Origin of the sequence: Paraglaciecola sp. MB-3u-78 (genome assembly GCF_002835935.1) — a bacterium.
Classification (GTDB): domain Bacteria; phylum Pseudomonadota; class Gammaproteobacteria; order Enterobacterales; family Alteromonadaceae; genus Paraglaciecola.
Genome location: NZ_PJCF01000006.1, coordinates 802,193 through 818,688, shown reverse-complemented (window position 1 = coordinate 818,688; position 16,496 = coordinate 802,193). Strand labels below are relative to the sequence as shown.

18 protein-coding genes are annotated in these 16,496 nt (G+C 40.7%); 11 read left to right on the top strand and 7 right to left on the bottom strand.

Going from position 1 to position 16,496, the window contains the following annotated elements:
- Positions 1-152: 152 nt before the first annotated feature.
- From hemH to tolC, 3 genes are all read right to left on the bottom strand, one after another.
- Positions 153-1,235, bottom strand: coding sequence for a ferrochelatase (gene hemH, locus CXF95_RS18110; protein WP_101199970.1), 1,083 nt, complete (start codon positions 1,233-1,235; stop codon positions 153-155).
- Positions 1,236-1,441: 206 nt separating this feature from the next.
- Complete coding sequence (locus CXF95_RS18105; RefSeq protein WP_101199969.1) at positions 1,442-2,257, bottom strand: ion transporter; 816 nt, start codon at positions 2,255-2,257, stop codon at positions 1,442-1,444.
- 240 nt (positions 2,258-2,497) lie between these two features.
- On the bottom strand, positions 2,498-3,865 hold the full coding sequence (gene tolC, locus CXF95_RS18100; protein ID WP_101199968.1) for an outer membrane channel protein TolC: 1,368 nt from the start codon (positions 3,863-3,865) through the stop codon (positions 2,498-2,500).
- Positions 3,866-4,149: 284 nt separating this feature from the next.
- On the opposite strand from tolC, the gene nudF reads away from it, so the two are divergent.
- From nudF to CXF95_RS18070, 6 genes are all read left to right on the top strand, one after another.
- Complete coding sequence (gene nudF / locus CXF95_RS18095; RefSeq protein ID WP_101199967.1) at positions 4,150-4,785, top strand: ADP-ribose diphosphatase; 636 nt, start codon at positions 4,150-4,152, stop codon at positions 4,783-4,785.
- Positions 4,778-5,230 (top strand): DUF1249 domain-containing protein, encoded by a 453-nt coding sequence (locus tag CXF95_RS18090; RefSeq protein WP_101199966.1) that lies wholly within the window; start codon positions 4,778-4,780, stop codon positions 5,228-5,230. Before nudF ends, CXF95_RS18090 begins: the two co-directional genes overlap by 8 nt.
- Before the next feature lie 12 nt (positions 5,231-5,242).
- Entirely contained in the window at positions 5,243-5,995 is a 753-nt protein-coding gene (locus CXF95_RS18085; RefSeq protein WP_101199965.1) for a metallophosphoesterase, read from the top strand.
- A 2-nt stretch (positions 5,996-5,997) separates the two neighbouring features.
- Positions 5,998-6,576, top strand: a complete 579-nt coding sequence (locus tag CXF95_RS18080) for a YqiA/YcfP family alpha/beta fold hydrolase (RefSeq protein WP_101199964.1) — start codon at positions 5,998-6,000, stop codon at positions 6,574-6,576.
- Between the two features lie 100 nt (positions 6,577-6,676).
- The gene (parE, locus tag CXF95_RS18075; RefSeq protein ID WP_101199963.1) at positions 6,677-8,566 is read left to right on the top strand and encodes a DNA topoisomerase IV subunit B; all 1,890 of its coding nucleotides are present in this window, start codon (positions 6,677-6,679) and stop codon (positions 8,564-8,566) included.
- A gap of 54 nt (positions 8,567-8,620) precedes the next feature.
- Positions 8,621-9,907: a hypothetical protein gene (locus CXF95_RS18070; protein ID WP_101199962.1), complete on the top strand. Its 1,287-nt coding sequence runs from the start codon at positions 8,621-8,623 to the stop codon at positions 9,905-9,907.
- A gap of 18 nt (positions 9,908-9,925) precedes the next feature.
- Here CXF95_RS18070 and CXF95_RS18065 read toward each other — a convergent pair whose 3' ends face one another.
- On the bottom strand, positions 9,926-10,234 hold the full coding sequence (locus CXF95_RS18065) for a hypothetical protein (RefSeq protein ID WP_101199961.1): 309 nt from the start codon (positions 10,232-10,234) through the stop codon (positions 9,926-9,928).
- Positions 10,235-10,326: 92 nt separating this feature from the next.
- Between CXF95_RS18065 and CXF95_RS18060 the strand changes: the two genes are divergently transcribed.
- Entirely contained in the window at positions 10,327-10,512 is a 186-nt protein-coding gene (locus CXF95_RS18060) for a hypothetical protein (protein ID WP_101199960.1), read from the top strand.
- A gap of 18 nt (positions 10,513-10,530) precedes the next feature.
- On the opposite strand, the gene epmB is transcribed toward CXF95_RS18060, so the two are convergent.
- Positions 10,531-11,556 carry an EF-P beta-lysylation protein EpmB gene (gene epmB, locus CXF95_RS18055; RefSeq protein WP_101199959.1) on the bottom strand — a complete coding sequence of 342 codons (1,026 nt, stop codon included), beginning with the start codon at positions 11,554-11,556 and terminating at the stop codon, positions 10,531-10,533.
- A gap of 34 nt (positions 11,557-11,590) precedes the next feature.
- On the opposite strand from epmB, the gene efp reads away from it, so the two are divergent.
- The 4 genes from efp to CXF95_RS18035 all read left to right on the top strand — a co-directional run bounded on the left by efp (position 11,591) and on the right by CXF95_RS18035 (position 14,408).
- Entirely contained in the window at positions 11,591-12,160 is a 570-nt protein-coding gene (efp, locus tag CXF95_RS18050) for an elongation factor P (protein ID WP_101199958.1), read from the top strand.
- A gap of 63 nt (positions 12,161-12,223) precedes the next feature.
- Positions 12,224-13,198: an elongation factor P--(R)-beta-lysine ligase gene (gene epmA / locus CXF95_RS18045; RefSeq protein ID WP_101199957.1), complete on the top strand. Its 975-nt coding sequence runs from the start codon at positions 12,224-12,226 to the stop codon at positions 13,196-13,198.
- A gap of 141 nt (positions 13,199-13,339) precedes the next feature.
- Entirely contained in the window at positions 13,340-13,780 is a 441-nt protein-coding gene (locus CXF95_RS18040; protein ID WP_101199956.1) for a hypothetical protein, read from the top strand.
- Entirely contained in the window at positions 13,770-14,408 is a 639-nt protein-coding gene (locus CXF95_RS18035; protein ID WP_101199955.1) for a hypothetical protein, read from the top strand. The genes CXF95_RS18040 and CXF95_RS18035 overlap by 11 nt, the downstream gene beginning before the upstream one ends.
- A gap of 197 nt (positions 14,409-14,605) precedes the next feature.
- On the opposite strand, the gene CXF95_RS18030 is transcribed toward CXF95_RS18035, so the two are convergent.
- A complete protein-coding gene (locus tag CXF95_RS18030) occupies positions 14,606-15,922 on the bottom strand; it encodes a HipA domain-containing protein (RefSeq protein WP_101199954.1) in 1,317 nt (438 codons plus the stop codon).
- 2 nt (positions 15,923-15,924) lie between these two features.
- Positions 15,925-16,203: a helix-turn-helix domain-containing protein gene (locus CXF95_RS18025; protein ID WP_101199953.1), complete on the bottom strand. Its 279-nt coding sequence runs from the start codon at positions 16,201-16,203 to the stop codon at positions 15,925-15,927.
- Positions 16,204-16,496 lie beyond the last annotated feature (293 nt).

The following is a 16,496-nucleotide window of genomic DNA, read 5'->3' as shown; positions in this document are numbered from 1 at the left end:
GGGTTTGCGCGGCTTTTCTGATTATTATCTAATAAGTACTCATCAGATTATGTACTTCTAGCGACGTGAGCAACATAACAATGTAAGCATTATGTTAACACACACCACTAAACAGGTCTTGTTTGGTCATTATGCAATATAGGTTAATTTATTTAGTTCTTGGCGCCCTTAGCTTTTGCCAGTTCATTTCGCAGTGCAGTGTTTTCTGGTGTTGTTGCCCAGCCCTGTAAGTGAGACTCAAGTAACTTCGAAAGGGCTTGAATATGTGCTTCATCCGCATTTAGTGCCGCAATATATTCATAACGTTCACCCCCCGCTTCAAGAAAATAGTCACGATTTTCTTCACCAATTTCCTCAATCGTTTCTAAACAGTCTGCAGCAAATCCGGGACAAACGATTTGTACAGACTTAACGCCTTGCTCTGGAAATGCCTTAAGAGAATGATCGGTATAAGGTTTTAACCATTCTTCTCGACCAAAACGTGATTGAAAGCTAGTAAAGTGTTCATTATCAGTTAACCCTAATTCTGCTGCGATGAGCCTGGACGTTTTATGACATTCGCAATGATAAGGGTCACCATTTAATAAGTAACGTTTGGGAATACCGTGATAACTAAAGATCAACTTGTCGGCTCGACCATGTTGCTCCCAATGAACTTTAATTTTATCTGCCACCGCCTTTATATAATCTGCGTTGTCATGGTAATGCGTCACAAACCGTAGTTCAGGGATCCAACGTCTTTTACGGAAACTTTGGGCAATTGCATCAAAAGTAGATCCAGTAGTTGAGGCACAATATTGTGGGTACAGAGGCAACACCAATAACTTTCTTACTCCCTGCTGTAACATGCTGTCCACCGCAGAATCTACAGAAGGTGAACCATAACGCATGGCAAATTCTACCACTATATTCTCACCATACTGTTGTTTCAGATGGTCTCGCAAGGCATTGGCTTGATCTTGAGTGTGATACATAAGCGGTGAACCGCGCTCTGTCCACACAGTCTCATAGGCTTTAGCTGAACGTTTAGGGCGAATATTTAAAATAACCAAATTTAAAATCATCCACCACAGCAACCTTGGTACTTCCACCACTCTCGGGTCGGATAAAAACTCTTTTAAATAACGTTTTAATTCAGACTTTTTAGGCGCATCGGGTGTACCCAAATTTGTGACTAACACGCCCACTTTATCGTTTTGGCTGTGGGTAAAAGCAGGACTACCTTGGTATTTCATGAACAACTCTTAATGACATTAAATAAGAAAAAATGAGAACTTGTTACAATAACAGTAATATACGCGAAATGGCTTATTTTGGACTAGTCGCTTTCACAATCAGTGAATGAGTCATACCATTGCCCATAGATAATTGGCCTCTCAGGAAGTAACAGCCGAATGTGTGGAGACGCTATTACAAAAAGACACACTAGAGTGCCTTAGACTTAAGACTCTTTCCTGTCATTCATAGATAATATCTGCCGCTGTAATTGTGATATTTGTTGGGATATTTCTTTAAGGCTTGGCTCACCCTCTTCCTCCAATGCTTCAGCCCTCGCATTAGCATTTTCTTGCTCCATGACATTCACCACTATACCAATCACCATGTTTAAAAATGCAAAAGCGGTGAAGAAAATAAAGCTCAGATAAAATATCCAGCTCAACGGATAGACTTCCATGGTTTCGTACATCACATCGGTCCAATCTTCAAAGGTCATGACTCTGAATAACGTCAGCAGCGAGATAATGATATTACCCCATAAATCAGGGTTAATAGTGGCAAATAAGGTACTACCAACCGCTGCGTAAATATAAAAGATGATAAACATCAACAACATCACATAACCAAGTTGTGGCATAGCTTTGATTAAAGAGACTAATAAAATTCTGAGTTCAGGAATAATAGAAATCATTCTGAGCACTCTAAATACTCTGACTAATCTTGCCACCAATGCCAACTCAGTATCATCCGCAGGGATCAAGCTAATGATAACAATCAAAGTATCAAAGATATTCCAGAAGCTTTTGAAAAAATCTCGTTTACGATGTTCAGCCAAAAACCGAATGGTGATTTCAGTTAGAAAAAAAGCACTAATAAACCAATCAAGAAACTTAGCAATACTGTACATGAGTCCCGATATTTCATAGGTTTTGACCCCTACCAATAAGGCAGAAAAAACGATAACGGTCACAACAAAAATTTCGAATAATTTGTTTGAACGTATTTGAATAAATTTGGCTTGTAGGGTCGAAGCTTTCATATTGGGAAGTGGGTCTCAGAAAATAGTAAAATCGGCGATAGATTATTGAATTGAGCTTGGCTGTCAATCAATTATGAATATTCCTTTTTGTATGTAAGGCCTTAATACCGCCAGGTGTACCGACAGTAAGTAAAGAAATAGTCATGGGTTATCGATTATTTGTCTTTTGATAACGGGGTGTTTTAATTGAAAAAATAAAAAGGGCAGCAAAAGCCGCCCTTGAGATTTTTTTGATTGTTATTAGCTAACTTTAACAGGCATCAGTCCACGATTGATGTCGACTAAATCTTGTTCAGTTAGATTTCCCGATGCGCGTTTCAAATCTAATATAGCACTGATAAAGTCATACCGAGCACTGGCAAGTCGCTGCCTAGCGTCAAACTGGTTTCTGGTACTGTTTAGCACATCCACAATTGTTCTAGTGCCTACATCAAAGCCCGCTTCTGTAGCCTTTAATGCACTGTCTGCTGAAACAACCGCTTGTTGTAGAGCACGGATAGTCGATGTAGAAGCAATGACGTCATTATAGGCAGATCGCACTGAGCGCACTGTGGAACGGTAAGCCAATTCTAAGTCTTCACTGGCAGCCACAAAGCGATATCTAGCTTGGGCAGTCTGGGCGCTGACTGCGCCACCAGAGTATATAGGCACACTTAAAGTCAAACCTATTGAGTTATTGTCTCTGGCTGGAAAATCACTGCTACCGTTTATTTCGGTATCGTTTCTACCATAACTGCCACTCAACGAAAGTGTTGGGTAATGTCCTGCTTTGGCCGATGCTATGTCGTCTTTTGCGATGTCTTTTGAAAAATTTCTGACCATGAGATCAAGATTTTTTTGTTCTGCGATTTTCAACCATTTATTAACACCTTCAGGAGAAGGGCGTGAAGCACTGAAATTTTCGGTATTCAGTACCGAAATATTGTCATGATATTTACCCGTGATTTCACGCATCTGCTCCAAACGTAATTCAACCACATTTTCAGTAATAATTTCTTGGGCCACAGTATTATCAAAGTTAGCTTGGGCCTCATGGACATCAGTAATGGCAGTTAAGCCCACATTAAAACGTTGTTTTGTTTGTTCTAATTGTCGTTCAATAGCGCGTTTTTCGGCTTGCACAAAAATAAGGCTATCCTTGGCTCGCAGAATTGCTAAATAAGCGTCAGTAGTTCTAACAATCAAATCTTGTTTTGACAGCGCGTAATTTGTGTCACTTTGATGTGCCACTTTCTCAGCACGAGACAAGGCCACCCAATTTTGTCTGTCATAAATTGACAAGCTCAGATTTAAACCTAGCCCTAAGTTCCTAGAATCATTTTCAATTATGCCAACAACAGGTTGACCATTTGTATCGGTTTGGAAATTAAATTGTTCTGATGTGCTATCGGTATAACTCACAGAGCCGGAGACTTGAGGTAATAAATTTGCTCTGCTTATGGATATACCCTCGAAAGCGGCATCTCTGTCAGCTTTAGCGCGGTTAGTGGTAGGGTCTTTCTCAACTGCCATTTGATAAACTTGGTAGAGATCATCTGCAAAAACAGATGTAGAGAGCCCCATGCTAATCCCCATGCAGATCATCGACGACAAAAATGTTTTTTTCATTGGTAGTCCTATGTGGTTCTTTGTCCGATCTTAGCCATGTACTCAGTGAAAGGTACGCATTGTCGGATATCAATATTATATGTGTGGGTAAAGTCTAAGCAAATCAAGTGTTAAGTAACAATGCTTTGTGGTAACACCAAGGCCTGAAGTGTAACAGAATATTATGAATTAACAGACCCTAAGCGCACAGCATATGAAACTTCGTTATGCTAGTCTTACTTTTTAAACCTTTGGGCATAGTTTATATAACCCAAAGATTAGTACGCTAATAGTCGGAGAAAAGTGTGCAAGAAAGTCAACAAAAAATTCAACAGTTTTCAGATGAAGATGTACAAATATTAAGCAAGGAAACGTTATACCAAGGTTTCTTTAAAATGGTTAAGTACGCATTTAAACATAAATTGTTTAAAGGCGGATGGAGCGATGTCGTTATCCGAGAGGTTTTTGAACGAGGCCACGCCATCGCTGTTTTGCCATACGATCCTGTGTTAGATGAATTTGTAATGATTGAGCAAGTGCGTATTGGCGCAATCCCCACCTCCTCTTCACCTTGGCTACTGGAAGTGGTTGCAGGTATCATTGATGAAGGCGAAACACCTGAAGACGTCTGTTTCCGAGAAGCCAAAGAAGAAGCAGGCCTTGATTTAAAAAAATTGCATAAAGCCTTGAGCTATTTATCTAGTCCAGGTGGCACCACTGAGCGCTTGCATATTTTCATAGGTTTGGTAGATGCCAGCGATGCTAAAGGTGTGCATGGGTTAGAATATGAAAGTGAAGATATTTTAGTGCACAGAGTGCCCTCATCAATCGCATTTGATTGGATAAACTCAGGTAAAATTGACAATGCTGCAACGCTGATTGCTTTACAATGGTTTGCTATGAATAAACAACAAGTATTGGAAAGTTGGTCACATGACTAAAGAGATAGGTCGAAAATATGTTCCTAAGCTAGCCAACATGCATAAGGTGTGTGAAGTTAACTATGGACGTTTATTAAGATTGCTTCCTGATTGTGATACAGAAGATTTAGAGTATCAGTTTCGAGTGAATGCTAGTTTGTTGTATACCATTAAAATCATTGATTGTAGCCGTTATACCAGCACCTTAGAAATGTCACAAAAAAACCAAATAGGACAAATAGAATATGAGTTTTTACGTCCTGTGGTACAGGTGAGGTTATATCATGATGCAAAAATGGCAGAAGTGATCAGCGCACAGAATATCGGATCTCTAAAGCCTAGCTACCAATACCCAAATACTAAGATGTATCAGAAAAACGAAAAAGAAATGGTTAATTTGTTTTTAGCTGAATGGGTGCAGTTTTGTTTAACTCAAAGCAACCAACTAAATTTTTCTGAAGTCTAGTTCATTCCTAAAATGAAAATCATACAAATTTCGGATTGCCATTTATTTGCTGATAACCAAAGGGTTGGCTACAACAACATCAACCCTTTTCGCAGCCTAAAACACATATTGGCTGAGGTTAAAACACATCAAGCAGATGTATTGTTAATAACGGGGGACATAAGCGGTGATGGCTCTGAACAAAGTTACCAACATTTGTCTAGTTTGCTCCATGAAACAAAAATGGATTGCAAAATTGGCATTATTCCAGGTAACCATGACAACCATACACAGCTAAAGGCAAATATTTTTGAAGAATATTTGTGGTTGAATAATCCACGAATAGTGTTGCCTAACCAATGGCATATTCATTTATTAGACACCCAATATCAACAAGCTATGGGTCAAATATCAGAAGGTAGCTTGACCTCTTTAGTTGAATATTTAAGCCTATACCCACAGGGTTATCACTTATTAGCAGCCCATCATCACCCTATTCCCTGTGGGGGCTGGATGGATAAACATGAATGGACAAACCGTCAACGTTTTAATGAGGTGGTCGCAAAATACCCGTCAATAAAAGGAGTAGTTTACGGGCATATCCATATGGCGATTGAACAGCAAATAAACCAGTGTTTATATATGGCTTGTCCCTCTACTTGTTGGCAGTTTGCAAACCAAAAATCTTTTGCTATAAGCGATTTAATGCCAGGGTATAGAGTGATTAATCTGCTGAAAAATGGTCAAATAACCACGTCAACTTTTCGAATACAAGAGCAAGTCTAACTTTGCAATATGTCGTTATTTATCTTCATGGATTTCTAAGTTCTCCGCAATCTCAAAAAGCGGCGCAATTTTTTGAGCATGTAAGGGCTAACTATCCTGATTTAGCCATAGAAATACCACAGCTTGCTAATTATCCTAATGAAGCGCTGGCTATTATTGAGCAGCTAGTCGCTAAACATAAAGGCAAAAAGTTGCGTTTTATTGGTAGCTCACTAGGCGGATTTTTATCCACATTCATGGTGGAAAAATATTCAGGCAAAGCGGTATTGATTAACCCCGCGGTGCGCCCTTTTGAATTGTTAGTCCATTTTTTGGGTGAACATATTAATCCAAATACCCAACAACCCTTTTTGCTGGAAAACAAACATATTGACGAACTTCGTCTTTTGGATACTCCAACCTTGAAGCCGACATCTGATTATTGGGTACTATTACAAACTGCAGATGAAACCTTGGACTATCGTCAGGCCGAAACCAAATACCAAGATTATAAATTAAGCATAGAACAAGGCGGGGATCATAGTTTTCAAGATTTTCAGAGATTCTTGCCAGATATTTTTAGGTTTCTACTGCAAGACTAATTGAAGCTTGGTATAACATGTTTCTTTATGGCACATACACTAGGTTGTAGGCATAACCTCACAACCACCATTCGAATAATAAGAGCTCTAATTAAGAACTATGTCAAACGAATATAACGCAGACGCTATTGAAGTCTTGAACGGCCTAGAGCCAGTTCAACGCCGCCCTGGAATGTACACCGATACCACGCGACCCAATCATTTAAGCCAAGAAGTCATTGATAACAGTGTTGATGAAGCCTTAGGTGGGTTTGCCACTTCAATTCGAGTGGTATTACATCCAGACCAATCCATAGAAGTGACAGATGATGGTCGAGGTATGCCTGTAGACATTCACCCTGAAGAAGGTATTTCAGGGGTCGAGTTGATCATGACTAAGCTGCACGCTGGCGGTAAATTTTCGAATAAAAGTTATCAATTTTCTGGTGGTTTACATGGCGTCGGTATTTCTGTGGTCAACGCCTTATCCAAAAGGGTGGAAGTGAATATCCGTCGTAATGGCAACGTGCATCAAATTGCCTTTGAAAACGGCGACAAGGTGCAAGAGTTAGAAATTGTTGATACTTGTGGTAAACGTAACACAGGCACAAAAGTCCATTTTTGGCCTGACCCCAAATACTTTGATTCAAGCAAATTCTCTGTCACTAAGCTTTTACATGTGTTGCGTGCTAAAGCGGTGTTATGTCCGGGCTTGCGCATTCGATTTGATGATAAAATCAGCAATGAAACCACCGAATGGTACTTCGAAGATGGCTTAAGGGACTATTTATATCAATCAGTAAAACAATATGTGACTTTGCCAGAAGATAGCCCCTTTATAGGTGCAATTTCAGGAAACACCGAAGCTGCAGATTGGGCGGTTATGTGGCTACCTGAAGGTGGTGAAATGATCACTGAAAGTTATGTGAATCTTATCCCAACGCTCCAAGGCGGTACCCACGTGAATGGTTTACGCCAGGGATTGTTGGAGTCGATGCGTGAATTTTGTGAATTTAGAAACCTAATGCCACGGGGAGTCAAACTCACTCCAGAAGATATTTGGGATCGCTGCAGTTATGTGTTGTCCACCAAAATGCAAGATCCACAATTTGCAGGCCAAATAAAAGAACGTTTATCTTCACGCCAAGCCGCGGCTTTTGTATCCGGTGTGGTGAAAGATGCTTTTAGTCTATGGCTTAACCAACATACCGATGTAGCTGAATTATTGGCCGACATGTGTATTAACAACGCCCAAACCCGTTTACGTCAAAGCAAAAAAGTGGCCCGTAAAAAGGTTACTCAAGGTCCTGCTTTACCCGGAAAACTCACTGATTGTTCGACTCAAGATACCACTCGCTCAGAATTATTTTTAGTAGAAGGAGATTCTGCTGGAGGTTCTGCAAAACAAGCCAGAGACCGCGAATTTCAGGCTATTATGCCACTGCGCGGGAAAATCCTGAACAGTTGGGAAGTAGACTCATCTCAGGTATTAGCTTCACAAGAAATTCATGATATTTCTGTAGCCTTAGGAATTGACCCTGATTCAGAAGATTTAAGTGGCCTACGATATGACAAAATTTGTATTTTGGCTGATGCTGACTCCGATGGTTTACATATCGCCACATTACTTTGTGCACTATTTGTTAAACATTTTAGAACCTTAGTAAATAGGGGGCATGTATATGTGGCGATGCCTCCGCTGTTCAGAATTGATATAGGTAAAGAGGTGTATTACGCCTTAGACGAAGGTGAAAAAGAAGGTATTCTAGACCGCATTGTCGCCGAGAAAAAACGTGGCAAAGTGAATGTGCAGCGTTTCAAAGGGTTGGGTGAAATGAACCCTTTGCAATTGCGTGAAACCACCATGGATCCTAATACCCGCAGGTTAGTTCAGTTAATGGTAGACGATGCCGACCAGATGTTGGAAATGATGGATATGTTGCTTTCTAAAAAACGTGCTCCAGACAGAAAAGAGTGGCTTGAGTCAAAAGGAGATATGGCAATTGTTTAGTGGTTTATTTTTAGTCAACACATATCTCAATTATCAGGCTTAAAGGAACCTATCTTGACTAAAGTTTTTATATATATTAGTTTTTTACTACTGCTGATAGGCATTGTTATTGCTGGTCTTTTTATAACTGCAATGGAGCCTCAGCCCCTAGTTGTCAATAATAGCGGTGAGCAGGTCAACCAAGCAGAATCCGTTAAAAAACTGATGACGCAACTCAGTGATAGTATAAAAAATAGAACCAACAGACAAAATATCAATATCAGTCAAGATCAACTCAATAGTTTAGTGGGTTTTGCCCAGCGCGCCCATGGAAAAATTAATGGTCAAGTGCTAATCCGTTCACACTCAACCAGTATTTTGGCTAGCTACCAGTTGCCAAAAAATCCTATTGGTCAATATCTGAATATTGATATTTTATTGCTACCTGGTCCTGGCTTTAAGGTCAGTCATGTGAAATTTGGACCTATTAACGTGCCTGGTAGTTTAGCTTTGGATACCCTTGTCTATTTAGCTAATTGGTATACCAACAGTGATATCGCCAGTCAATTTGTACAGCAGGTAGAATCTGTCTCTATGACTGAGCAACACATGCAATTGTCTTTACTACCACTGGATAAATTTCTCAGAGAATTGAACGATGTCAAACAAGGTTTAGGTGGAAGCAGTGATGAGGAGATGCGGCTTAGAACAGCGTATTATTTGAAACAACTGTCTTTATTAGATGTAGGCAAAAAGCCAACCCCACAATCCTTGGCTAAGTATATTGGGCCTGTTTTTAGTTGGGCAAAAAATCGCTCCAATTGTGATACGGCCCCTAAAGAAAACGAAGCAGCAATTTTGGCCCTCGCGATATATGCAGGACATCATAGGTTTGCTAATTTGGTGGGTGACGTGCAACCCAAAAAGGGCAAGGCAGCATTACCGAGGGTCAGGCCTACCTTAAAATCTAGAGCCGACCTTAATCAGCATTTTATTTTCTCAGCAGCTATCAAAATATTATCGGAGCAGGGTCTGAGTATAGCCATTGGCGAATTCAAAGAGTTGATGGATAGAAGTGACGACGGCAGTGGCTATAGTTTTGTTGATTTGGCCGCCGATTTTGCTGGCGTGGAGTTTGCTATTGCTGCCACCAATCCATCCAGCGCCGGTTCAGTTCAGAACATACTCGCTGGTAATACCGACGAAAACGCCTTTTTTCCTGACATAGAGGGATTACCTGAAGGCTTAAGCAAAAATAATTTTACTCGCATATTTACTGAAGTTGACAGCCCTGAATACATAAAAATGGTGGGAAGTATCAACCAAAGAATTGCTGAATTACCCATACATAGGTCACGCTAAAAGGCTAAAACTTTACAACTAACGAGCCGTTTTTTGAAATTTATTTAACGTTTTTAGCATCAATTCTATTTTCATTACTATGCTGGGCAGTTGTTTTTTTATAGATTCTTGGTTTGTTTGCTCCAAAGCTAGCACTTCATTCGCTAGTTCTTCTACGTAGGGTTTAAATAATCGGCTACTGGTAGTGAAACCAGCATCATCAGCAAAAACCGCACTGAACTTGCCCTTACCATCATGTTGTAAACGGCTAATAACTTGGTCGGCATCGATAGATTTTCGATAAATAACTTGAACGTTCTCACTCAAAGTTTGAATAATTGTTTGCATAGTTAAAGTTTTACTCAAGGTTGTCGATATAGTTTTGATGCGGGCGATCTTGCCCGTTTTTGTACCTTGCTACAAGTAATAAGGAGCACTGTATGGATATTTCAGGAGCAAGTTCCTCGTCGGTTAGTTCGACGCTTGAAATAAAGTCTCTACAACTTGCTAAATCACAGCAAAAAATAGAGGGTCAAGCGACAATAGAACTATTAGAGGCATCTGCAGCCCCTAAAACTTCGTCTGCACACTCAACAATTGGGTCTAATATCGACACTTTTGTTTGATTATAAGTGGGGGACGCCCTAGGGATGAAGCTGTAAATCAAGTGGCGTTTTGCCGGGCTGGCCACCTATTTCTCTAACGAGTTTAGGTACCAGGTAACCTGGCTGACGCTTTATCAATTCCCTCATCAGTTCTTTTGCTTTACTGTCAGGCAAGTCAAAATGTTCAGCCCCTTCTACCTTATCTAACACATGTAGGTAGTAAGGCATCACACCTATCTCGAACAAACCTTCATTTAATGCAATTTGTTGGTCTGCAGTATCGTTTATACCTTTGAGCAACACCGCCTGATTAAGTAATGTTACCCCTGCTTGTTTTAACTTTTTCATCGACTCTGCCAGCCCCTTGTCGATTTCATTAGCATGATTGACGTGCAGCACCATTACAGGTTTTAACCGAGACTGAGTGAACCATGTTATTAACTCCGTTGTTATTCTAGAAGGGATCACCACAGGCAAACGCGTGTGAATACGCAATCGTTTGATATGTGGAATTGCCTCAATCTGGGTGGTTAACCATGCTAAAAATTCATCCTTAGCCATCAGCGGATCGCCACCGGAATAAATGACTTCGTCGAGTTGTGGATTGGCTGCAATATAATCTAACGCTTGTTTCCACTGTTGTTTATTTAGATAATTGTCACTGTAGGGAAAATGCCTTCTAAAACAATAACGACAATTTACCGCACAACCGCCCCTTACCAGCAGCAGCAGACGATTTTGATACTTATGTAAAATACCGGGCTGTTGATTGTTTTGCTCTTGTAACGGATCGGTGGAATAACCTGGCGCTGAATCAAATTCGTTACGACTAGTGAATACCTGCATAAACAGTGGATCGAGTGGATCGCCTTTTTTCATTTTAGCAGCAAAAGGGCGTGGTATGCGCATCGGGAAAAGTTGCCGCGCTTTGATGTCAGCTACGAAGTTTTCTTCGGGTAATTCCAAATATTTGAGCAACAAAACAGGGTCAGTAAAAGACATTGCCATTTCTTTTTGCCAGTTACTCTCCACAGTCATCAGTTTTTTAGGTATTATTTGCAACAATTATAGACTCAGCATAGTTATATTACGGGGACACATGGCGAATTTCAGCACAAATGAGTTTAAATCGGGCCTAAAGATAATGCTCGACGGCGAACCTTGCAACATTCTTGAAAATGAATTTGTTAAACCGGGAAAGGGTCAAGCCTTTAGTCGGGTTAAAATTCGTAAGCTTATCTCAGGTAAAGTAATTGAGAAAACCTTCAAATCAGGTGATTCGGTAGAAGGTGCAGATGTATTGGACACTGAGCTAGCCTATTTGTACACAGATGGTGAATTCTGGCACTTTATGAATAATGATACATTTGAACAAATTGCCGCAGATGAAAAAGCAGTCGGTGAAAATGTTAAGTGGTTAGTAGAAAACGATACGTGCACAATTACGCTTTGGAACGGGGCCCCGATTGTGGTGCAACCGGCTAATTTTGTTGAACTAGAAATTACTGAAACTGATCCCGGCCTTAAAGGCGATACTGCAGGTACCGGTGGCAAACCAGCCACTTTATCCTCTGGTGCCGTTGTAAGAGTGCCATTATTTGTGCAAACAGGCGAAGTCGTTCGAGTGGATACACGTAACGGTGAGTATGTGTCTAGAGCACAAAAATAATTTATCGAGCAAAATTCAAAAGCCCACGTTAGTGGGCTTTTTATTATTTTAAATGGGAAAACCATGGGAACAGAAAACTGGCGCCCCACTGCTTCAATTGAAGTATTAAAGCAACGGGCCATAGTTCTCCAAAAAATCAGACAATTTTTTGCAGAGCGTGATGTGCTTGAAGTAGACACCCCCGTATTAAGTCACGCGACCGTTACAGATGAACATTTGCATTCTTTTTCGACTCAATTTAAGCATCCCTTTTCGCCGCAGGCGAGTACCTTGTATTTACAAACCTCACCAGAATTTGCCATGAAAAGGCTCTTATGCGCGGGTAGTGGCGCGATTTATCAAATCTGTAAGTCTTTTAGAAACGAAGAAGCTGGGCGTTTTCATAACCCTGAATTTACCCTGCTTGAGTGGTATAGGCCGGGCTTTACTCATCTGCAATTAATGACCGAAATTGATGAACTTATGCAAATGGTTTTAGGCTGTGATATCGCTGAACGTGTTACCTATCAAGATATCTTCAAACTACACTTGGGTTGCTGCCCATTAACAGCGAGTCTGTCTGATATCAAAACCCTGGCTAACCACTATGGCTATGATGAACTTACCGCCAGTGAAAACAATAAAGATACTTTGCTTATGTTGTTGTTTAGCCAGCATGTAGAGCCTCAAATTGGGCAAGACCGCCCCTGTTTTGTAATGGACTTTCCCGCTAGCCAAGCGGCTTTAGCGAAAATAAGTCCCACTGACCCCTTGGTAGCTGAACGGTTCGAGTTGTATTTTAAAGGCATGGAATTGGCAAATGGTTTTCATGAGCTAACCGACGGGCCAGAGCAACTAAGACGCTTTGAACAAGATAATACTAAACGTCAGAATTTGGGACTGGATATGATCCCCATTGATAAAAACTTTATCGCGGCGCTACATTTTGGCCTGCCAGCATGTTCAGGTGTGGCGCTAGGCGTCGATAGGCTTTTAATGCTTGCATTAAGCTGTTCTGAAATTAACCACGTCATCGCGTTTGAAAATAGTCGAGCATAGGTTGAACATTTTTGCTCCACACACTGTATGTGTTACAAGTAAAGAGTCAAGCAAGGATATGAATGGTTTATGATCCATAACCTTGGCAAAACCTAATGCTGAATCAATAAAAATCATCAATTTAAGGCCAATCAATAACCCATGTCTGATAAACAACTACCCATGTTACAAAGTGAGTGGATCACCTTACAAAACCAATTCGACAGTTATGAAAAGTGTTCTTTGGCTATCAAGCTCTTTAGCATCTTACTCTGCTGTATGCTGGTTTTTGCTTTAGATGCAGGTGCATGGCCATTGTTAGTGGCTGCTATCTTGTGGCTACAAGACGGTATTTGGAAAACCTTTCAGAATAGAATAGGCAAACGCCTTGAGGTCGTCGAACAAGCGATTCAAGACAACCCACACCACCTTCCAGAACATTTATTACAAATGGGTATGCAATTTAATCTTGCATGGACCCAGTCTAGGCCCCGCGCCATTGGACTGGTTAGGGAATATATCCAACAATCACTTAAACCAACGGTAGCTTATCCCCATGTGGTTTTAGTTTTTTTAGTGATTGGAGAACTGTATGTCAACTAGCCATAAACATTACCTTGTTGGCTATGGCAGTTTGCTGAGTCATGATAGTCGCTCACGTCATTCAAATATTTTTTGCCCCAATATGCCAATTACTGTAAATGGTTGGCAGCGAGAGTGGTTAGCAAGAGGTATGGCACACTTGCAGACAGCTTTAGGCGTGTCGCAAGTTGAAACGGCTAGCTTGAACGCAGTGTTATTGCGCATTGAACAAATATCACCTGAACTTCGCGACCGGGAGCAAGACTATCAATTTGTTGAGGTTGACCCTAGCTGCATAGAGGCCGCCCAAGAGTCTGAGTTAGCGCAGGCTGAACTTACCAATATTCGAGCTAATCCAGGCACCTGTAAAATATTTATATGTGCCAATCTGAATAAAATACAATCCAATAGCCAATATCCCATCTATCAAACCTATATAGATACTTGTTTAGTCGGGTGTTTTGACATGGGTATCGCCAATTTTGCTTCAGAGTTTATCCAAAACACGCATTTCTGGGAACATGGTTGGATAAATGACCGCCATAATTGCCTTTATGCTAGGCCTGCAATAGTTACGCAACAGCAACATCAACAAATTGACCAGCTATTAGAACAACATCAATTATTGGTATACCGGGATTTACCTTGACGCTCATTGTAATTTGTTAAATTTGAATAAAAATTAACATGCGTGTTTTGTTAATTTTTCTGTTAAAAGCATCGGCTTTGCCGACTAAGAAATCAACGGTTCTAATCTAATCGATTATATTTCAAAGAACCTGACCACGCAGGTCATTACAGGGCTTTCAATGAATCTGAACCCGCAGTTCACCAGAGCACTTTTCCTTAAAGCTCCATTGTTTGGATATATTCAGCTTGGCTTTTAAGGTAAACCGTCCTAGTTTTGATGTTGTCGAGTAAAACATCAATATATGCATGCTCTGCAACGGATAGAGTGTGTTGCGCTAATAGTTCGCTTAAAAAGTATCTTTCATCCAATGCCAGCAATACTTTATTGGCAAGCTCCACCAGCATTCGAGATACTAATTTTCTGTCTAGATTACATGTTTCTGCAAAGTCGGCCATTTGGTAAGCATGAATGTCTTTTGGCATAAACTCATCCCCCATGCCCATAGCAAGCACATGTTTAAATTGCTCAAACATAGACACATTAACGAGGTCATAAGTGGGCGTAAACGCTAAGTTATCTTTAGACATATAAAATGATACGTTTTTACCATGACTGTCGTAGTTGCTGATCATTAAATTGAATAACTGCCAGTTGATGAGCCATTGCATCGATTTGACCGGTGATGAAGTCTGTTCACAAAGCGCAAACAATCGCGGCAAACTAACCCCATCCCGTATATGCAAAACATCTCGTCCGTCTCCCAAGTTTCTCTCGTACTTGTAATCCCGTGATAAGTTCAGAGCTTGGCAGCCATCAATGACATGCCGCCTGAATACACGGTTTGAGGCAACGTCTAGTCTTCTGTCAAAGCGAGAAACCAATAAAGCAGGGTGAGAGCCGAAGCGTTTGAATTCAACCTTTGCTGTTGGCAGTCCTACTGCTGATGATAATTGCATACAAATGTATTCATTCAGCACTAGATGTTCACATTTAGGTTTTTCGAACTTTAGAATGTGCGTTGAGCAATAGGCCCCATCACCAAAACCAATTTCCCCTTGCGCGGTGACAAATACATTAAGTTTGTCTTGCACACCCGCCACACTAAGCCTAGGTTTATCATCCCAATGTAGCAGGCCAAAATCTTCTTTGTTGCTAAGCCTCTCTGCGAGCTCTGCTTCGCCTAATAATCTGAAACTGGCAGGAGCATTAGGATCTGGCGCAATATCCGTAAACGAAAAAGCCCCAGACAAATCTTCGCCTAGCGCTCTTATCTGCGGATAGACCTGTTTTTCAGATACACCTAAATCCATTGCAAGCAAATGCCTTGCATCTCCCTCTGGAAGTAGGTTATCTAAATAATTGTAGGCGGCGGTTAAGGTATGTTGATTATCAAGTGGCAGCCCTGTAGATATGGCGTAACCATCCCGTTGCCACTCATCAAGATAAGTGATCTGCAGTTGGCCACTGGTTTCATCTTGAGTCAGTATGCCCACCTGTCTTTCTCGCAAAAATATACCCAGAGAATACGCCATACTTATACCCAATCATCGTCTGACGAGTCCACTGAAGTTCCCAAATATGACAGCTTAATACCTAATCCTTTGAGGATAGAAAAGGTAGCACCTAGTGTGCTGTTGGGATTACCATTTTCAATGCGCGATAGGGTATTGATACCCACATTACATAAGGATGCGCAATCCGCTAATTTCATTTTCATAGCAGTACGTTTGGCCTTGATAAGTTTGCCAAGGTTTACCGAATCAAGGATTACGTTCGTTTCTGGCATATCCGATTGCGTGACTTGCTTGCCCATATCACTTACTCATAATCACCGTTATCAGTGATTATAGACAAGAAACCTCCAGTGTCAAATTAATTCACCGCTATCGGTGAATTTAGAAAACACTGGAAATGAATGCTTTATATTAACCGATACTGGTGATGAATAAGTTAATCTCAAACAACAATGGGTGCTCATGTAGTTGCCAACTGTTTTCAACGAAGCTGAACACGCAGGTATTCTTATACGTTACGCGTACGTTATTCTGGCCTTTTTTCAAACGAATCCCTTCGTTCAACTTACTTTTTTGCTACAGCCAAAAAAAG

Bases quoted from the DNA above. Each gene is read 5' to 3' on its own strand.
- hemH (WP_101199970.1), bottom strand. From the start codon at position 1,235: ATGAAATACCAAGGTAGTCCTGCTTTTACCCACAGCCAAAACGATAAA.
- CXF95_RS18105 (WP_101199969.1), bottom strand. From the start codon at position 2,257: ATGAAAGCTTCGACCCTACAAGCCAAATTTATTCAAATACGTTCAAAC.
- tolC (WP_101199968.1), bottom strand. From the start codon at position 3,865: ATGAAAAAAACATTTTTGTCGTCGATGATCTGCATGGGGATTAGCATG.
- CXF95_RS18090 (WP_101199966.1), top strand. From the start codon at position 4,778: ATGACTAAAGAGATAGGTCGAAAATATGTTCCTAAGCTAGCCAACATG.
- CXF95_RS18085 (WP_101199965.1), top strand. From the start codon at position 5,243: ATGAAAATCATACAAATTTCGGATTGCCATTTATTTGCTGATAACCAA.
- parE (WP_101199963.1), top strand. From the start codon at position 6,677: ATGTCAAACGAATATAACGCAGACGCTATTGAAGTCTTGAACGGCCTA.
- CXF95_RS18065 (WP_101199961.1), bottom strand. From the start codon at position 10,234: ATGCAAACAATTATTCAAACTTTGAGTGAGAACGTTCAAGTTATTTAT.
- CXF95_RS18060 (WP_101199960.1), top strand. From the start codon at position 10,327: ATGGATATTTCAGGAGCAAGTTCCTCGTCGGTTAGTTCGACGCTTGAA.
- efp (WP_101199958.1), top strand. From the start codon at position 11,591: ATGGCGAATTTCAGCACAAATGAGTTTAAATCGGGCCTAAAGATAATG.
- epmA (WP_101199957.1), top strand. From the start codon at position 12,224: ATGGGAACAGAAAACTGGCGCCCCACTGCTTCAATTGAAGTATTAAAG.
- CXF95_RS18040 (WP_101199956.1), top strand. From the start codon at position 13,340: ATGTCTGATAAACAACTACCCATGTTACAAAGTGAGTGGATCACCTTA.
- CXF95_RS18035 (WP_101199955.1), top strand. From the start codon at position 13,770: ATGTCAACTAGCCATAAACATTACCTTGTTGGCTATGGCAGTTTGCTG.
- CXF95_RS18030 (WP_101199954.1), bottom strand. From the start codon at position 15,922: ATGGCGTATTCTCTGGGTATATTTTTGCGAGAAAGACAGGTGGGCATA.
- CXF95_RS18025 (WP_101199953.1), bottom strand. From the start codon at position 16,203: ATGGGCAAGCAAGTCACGCAATCGGATATGCCAGAAACGAACGTAATC.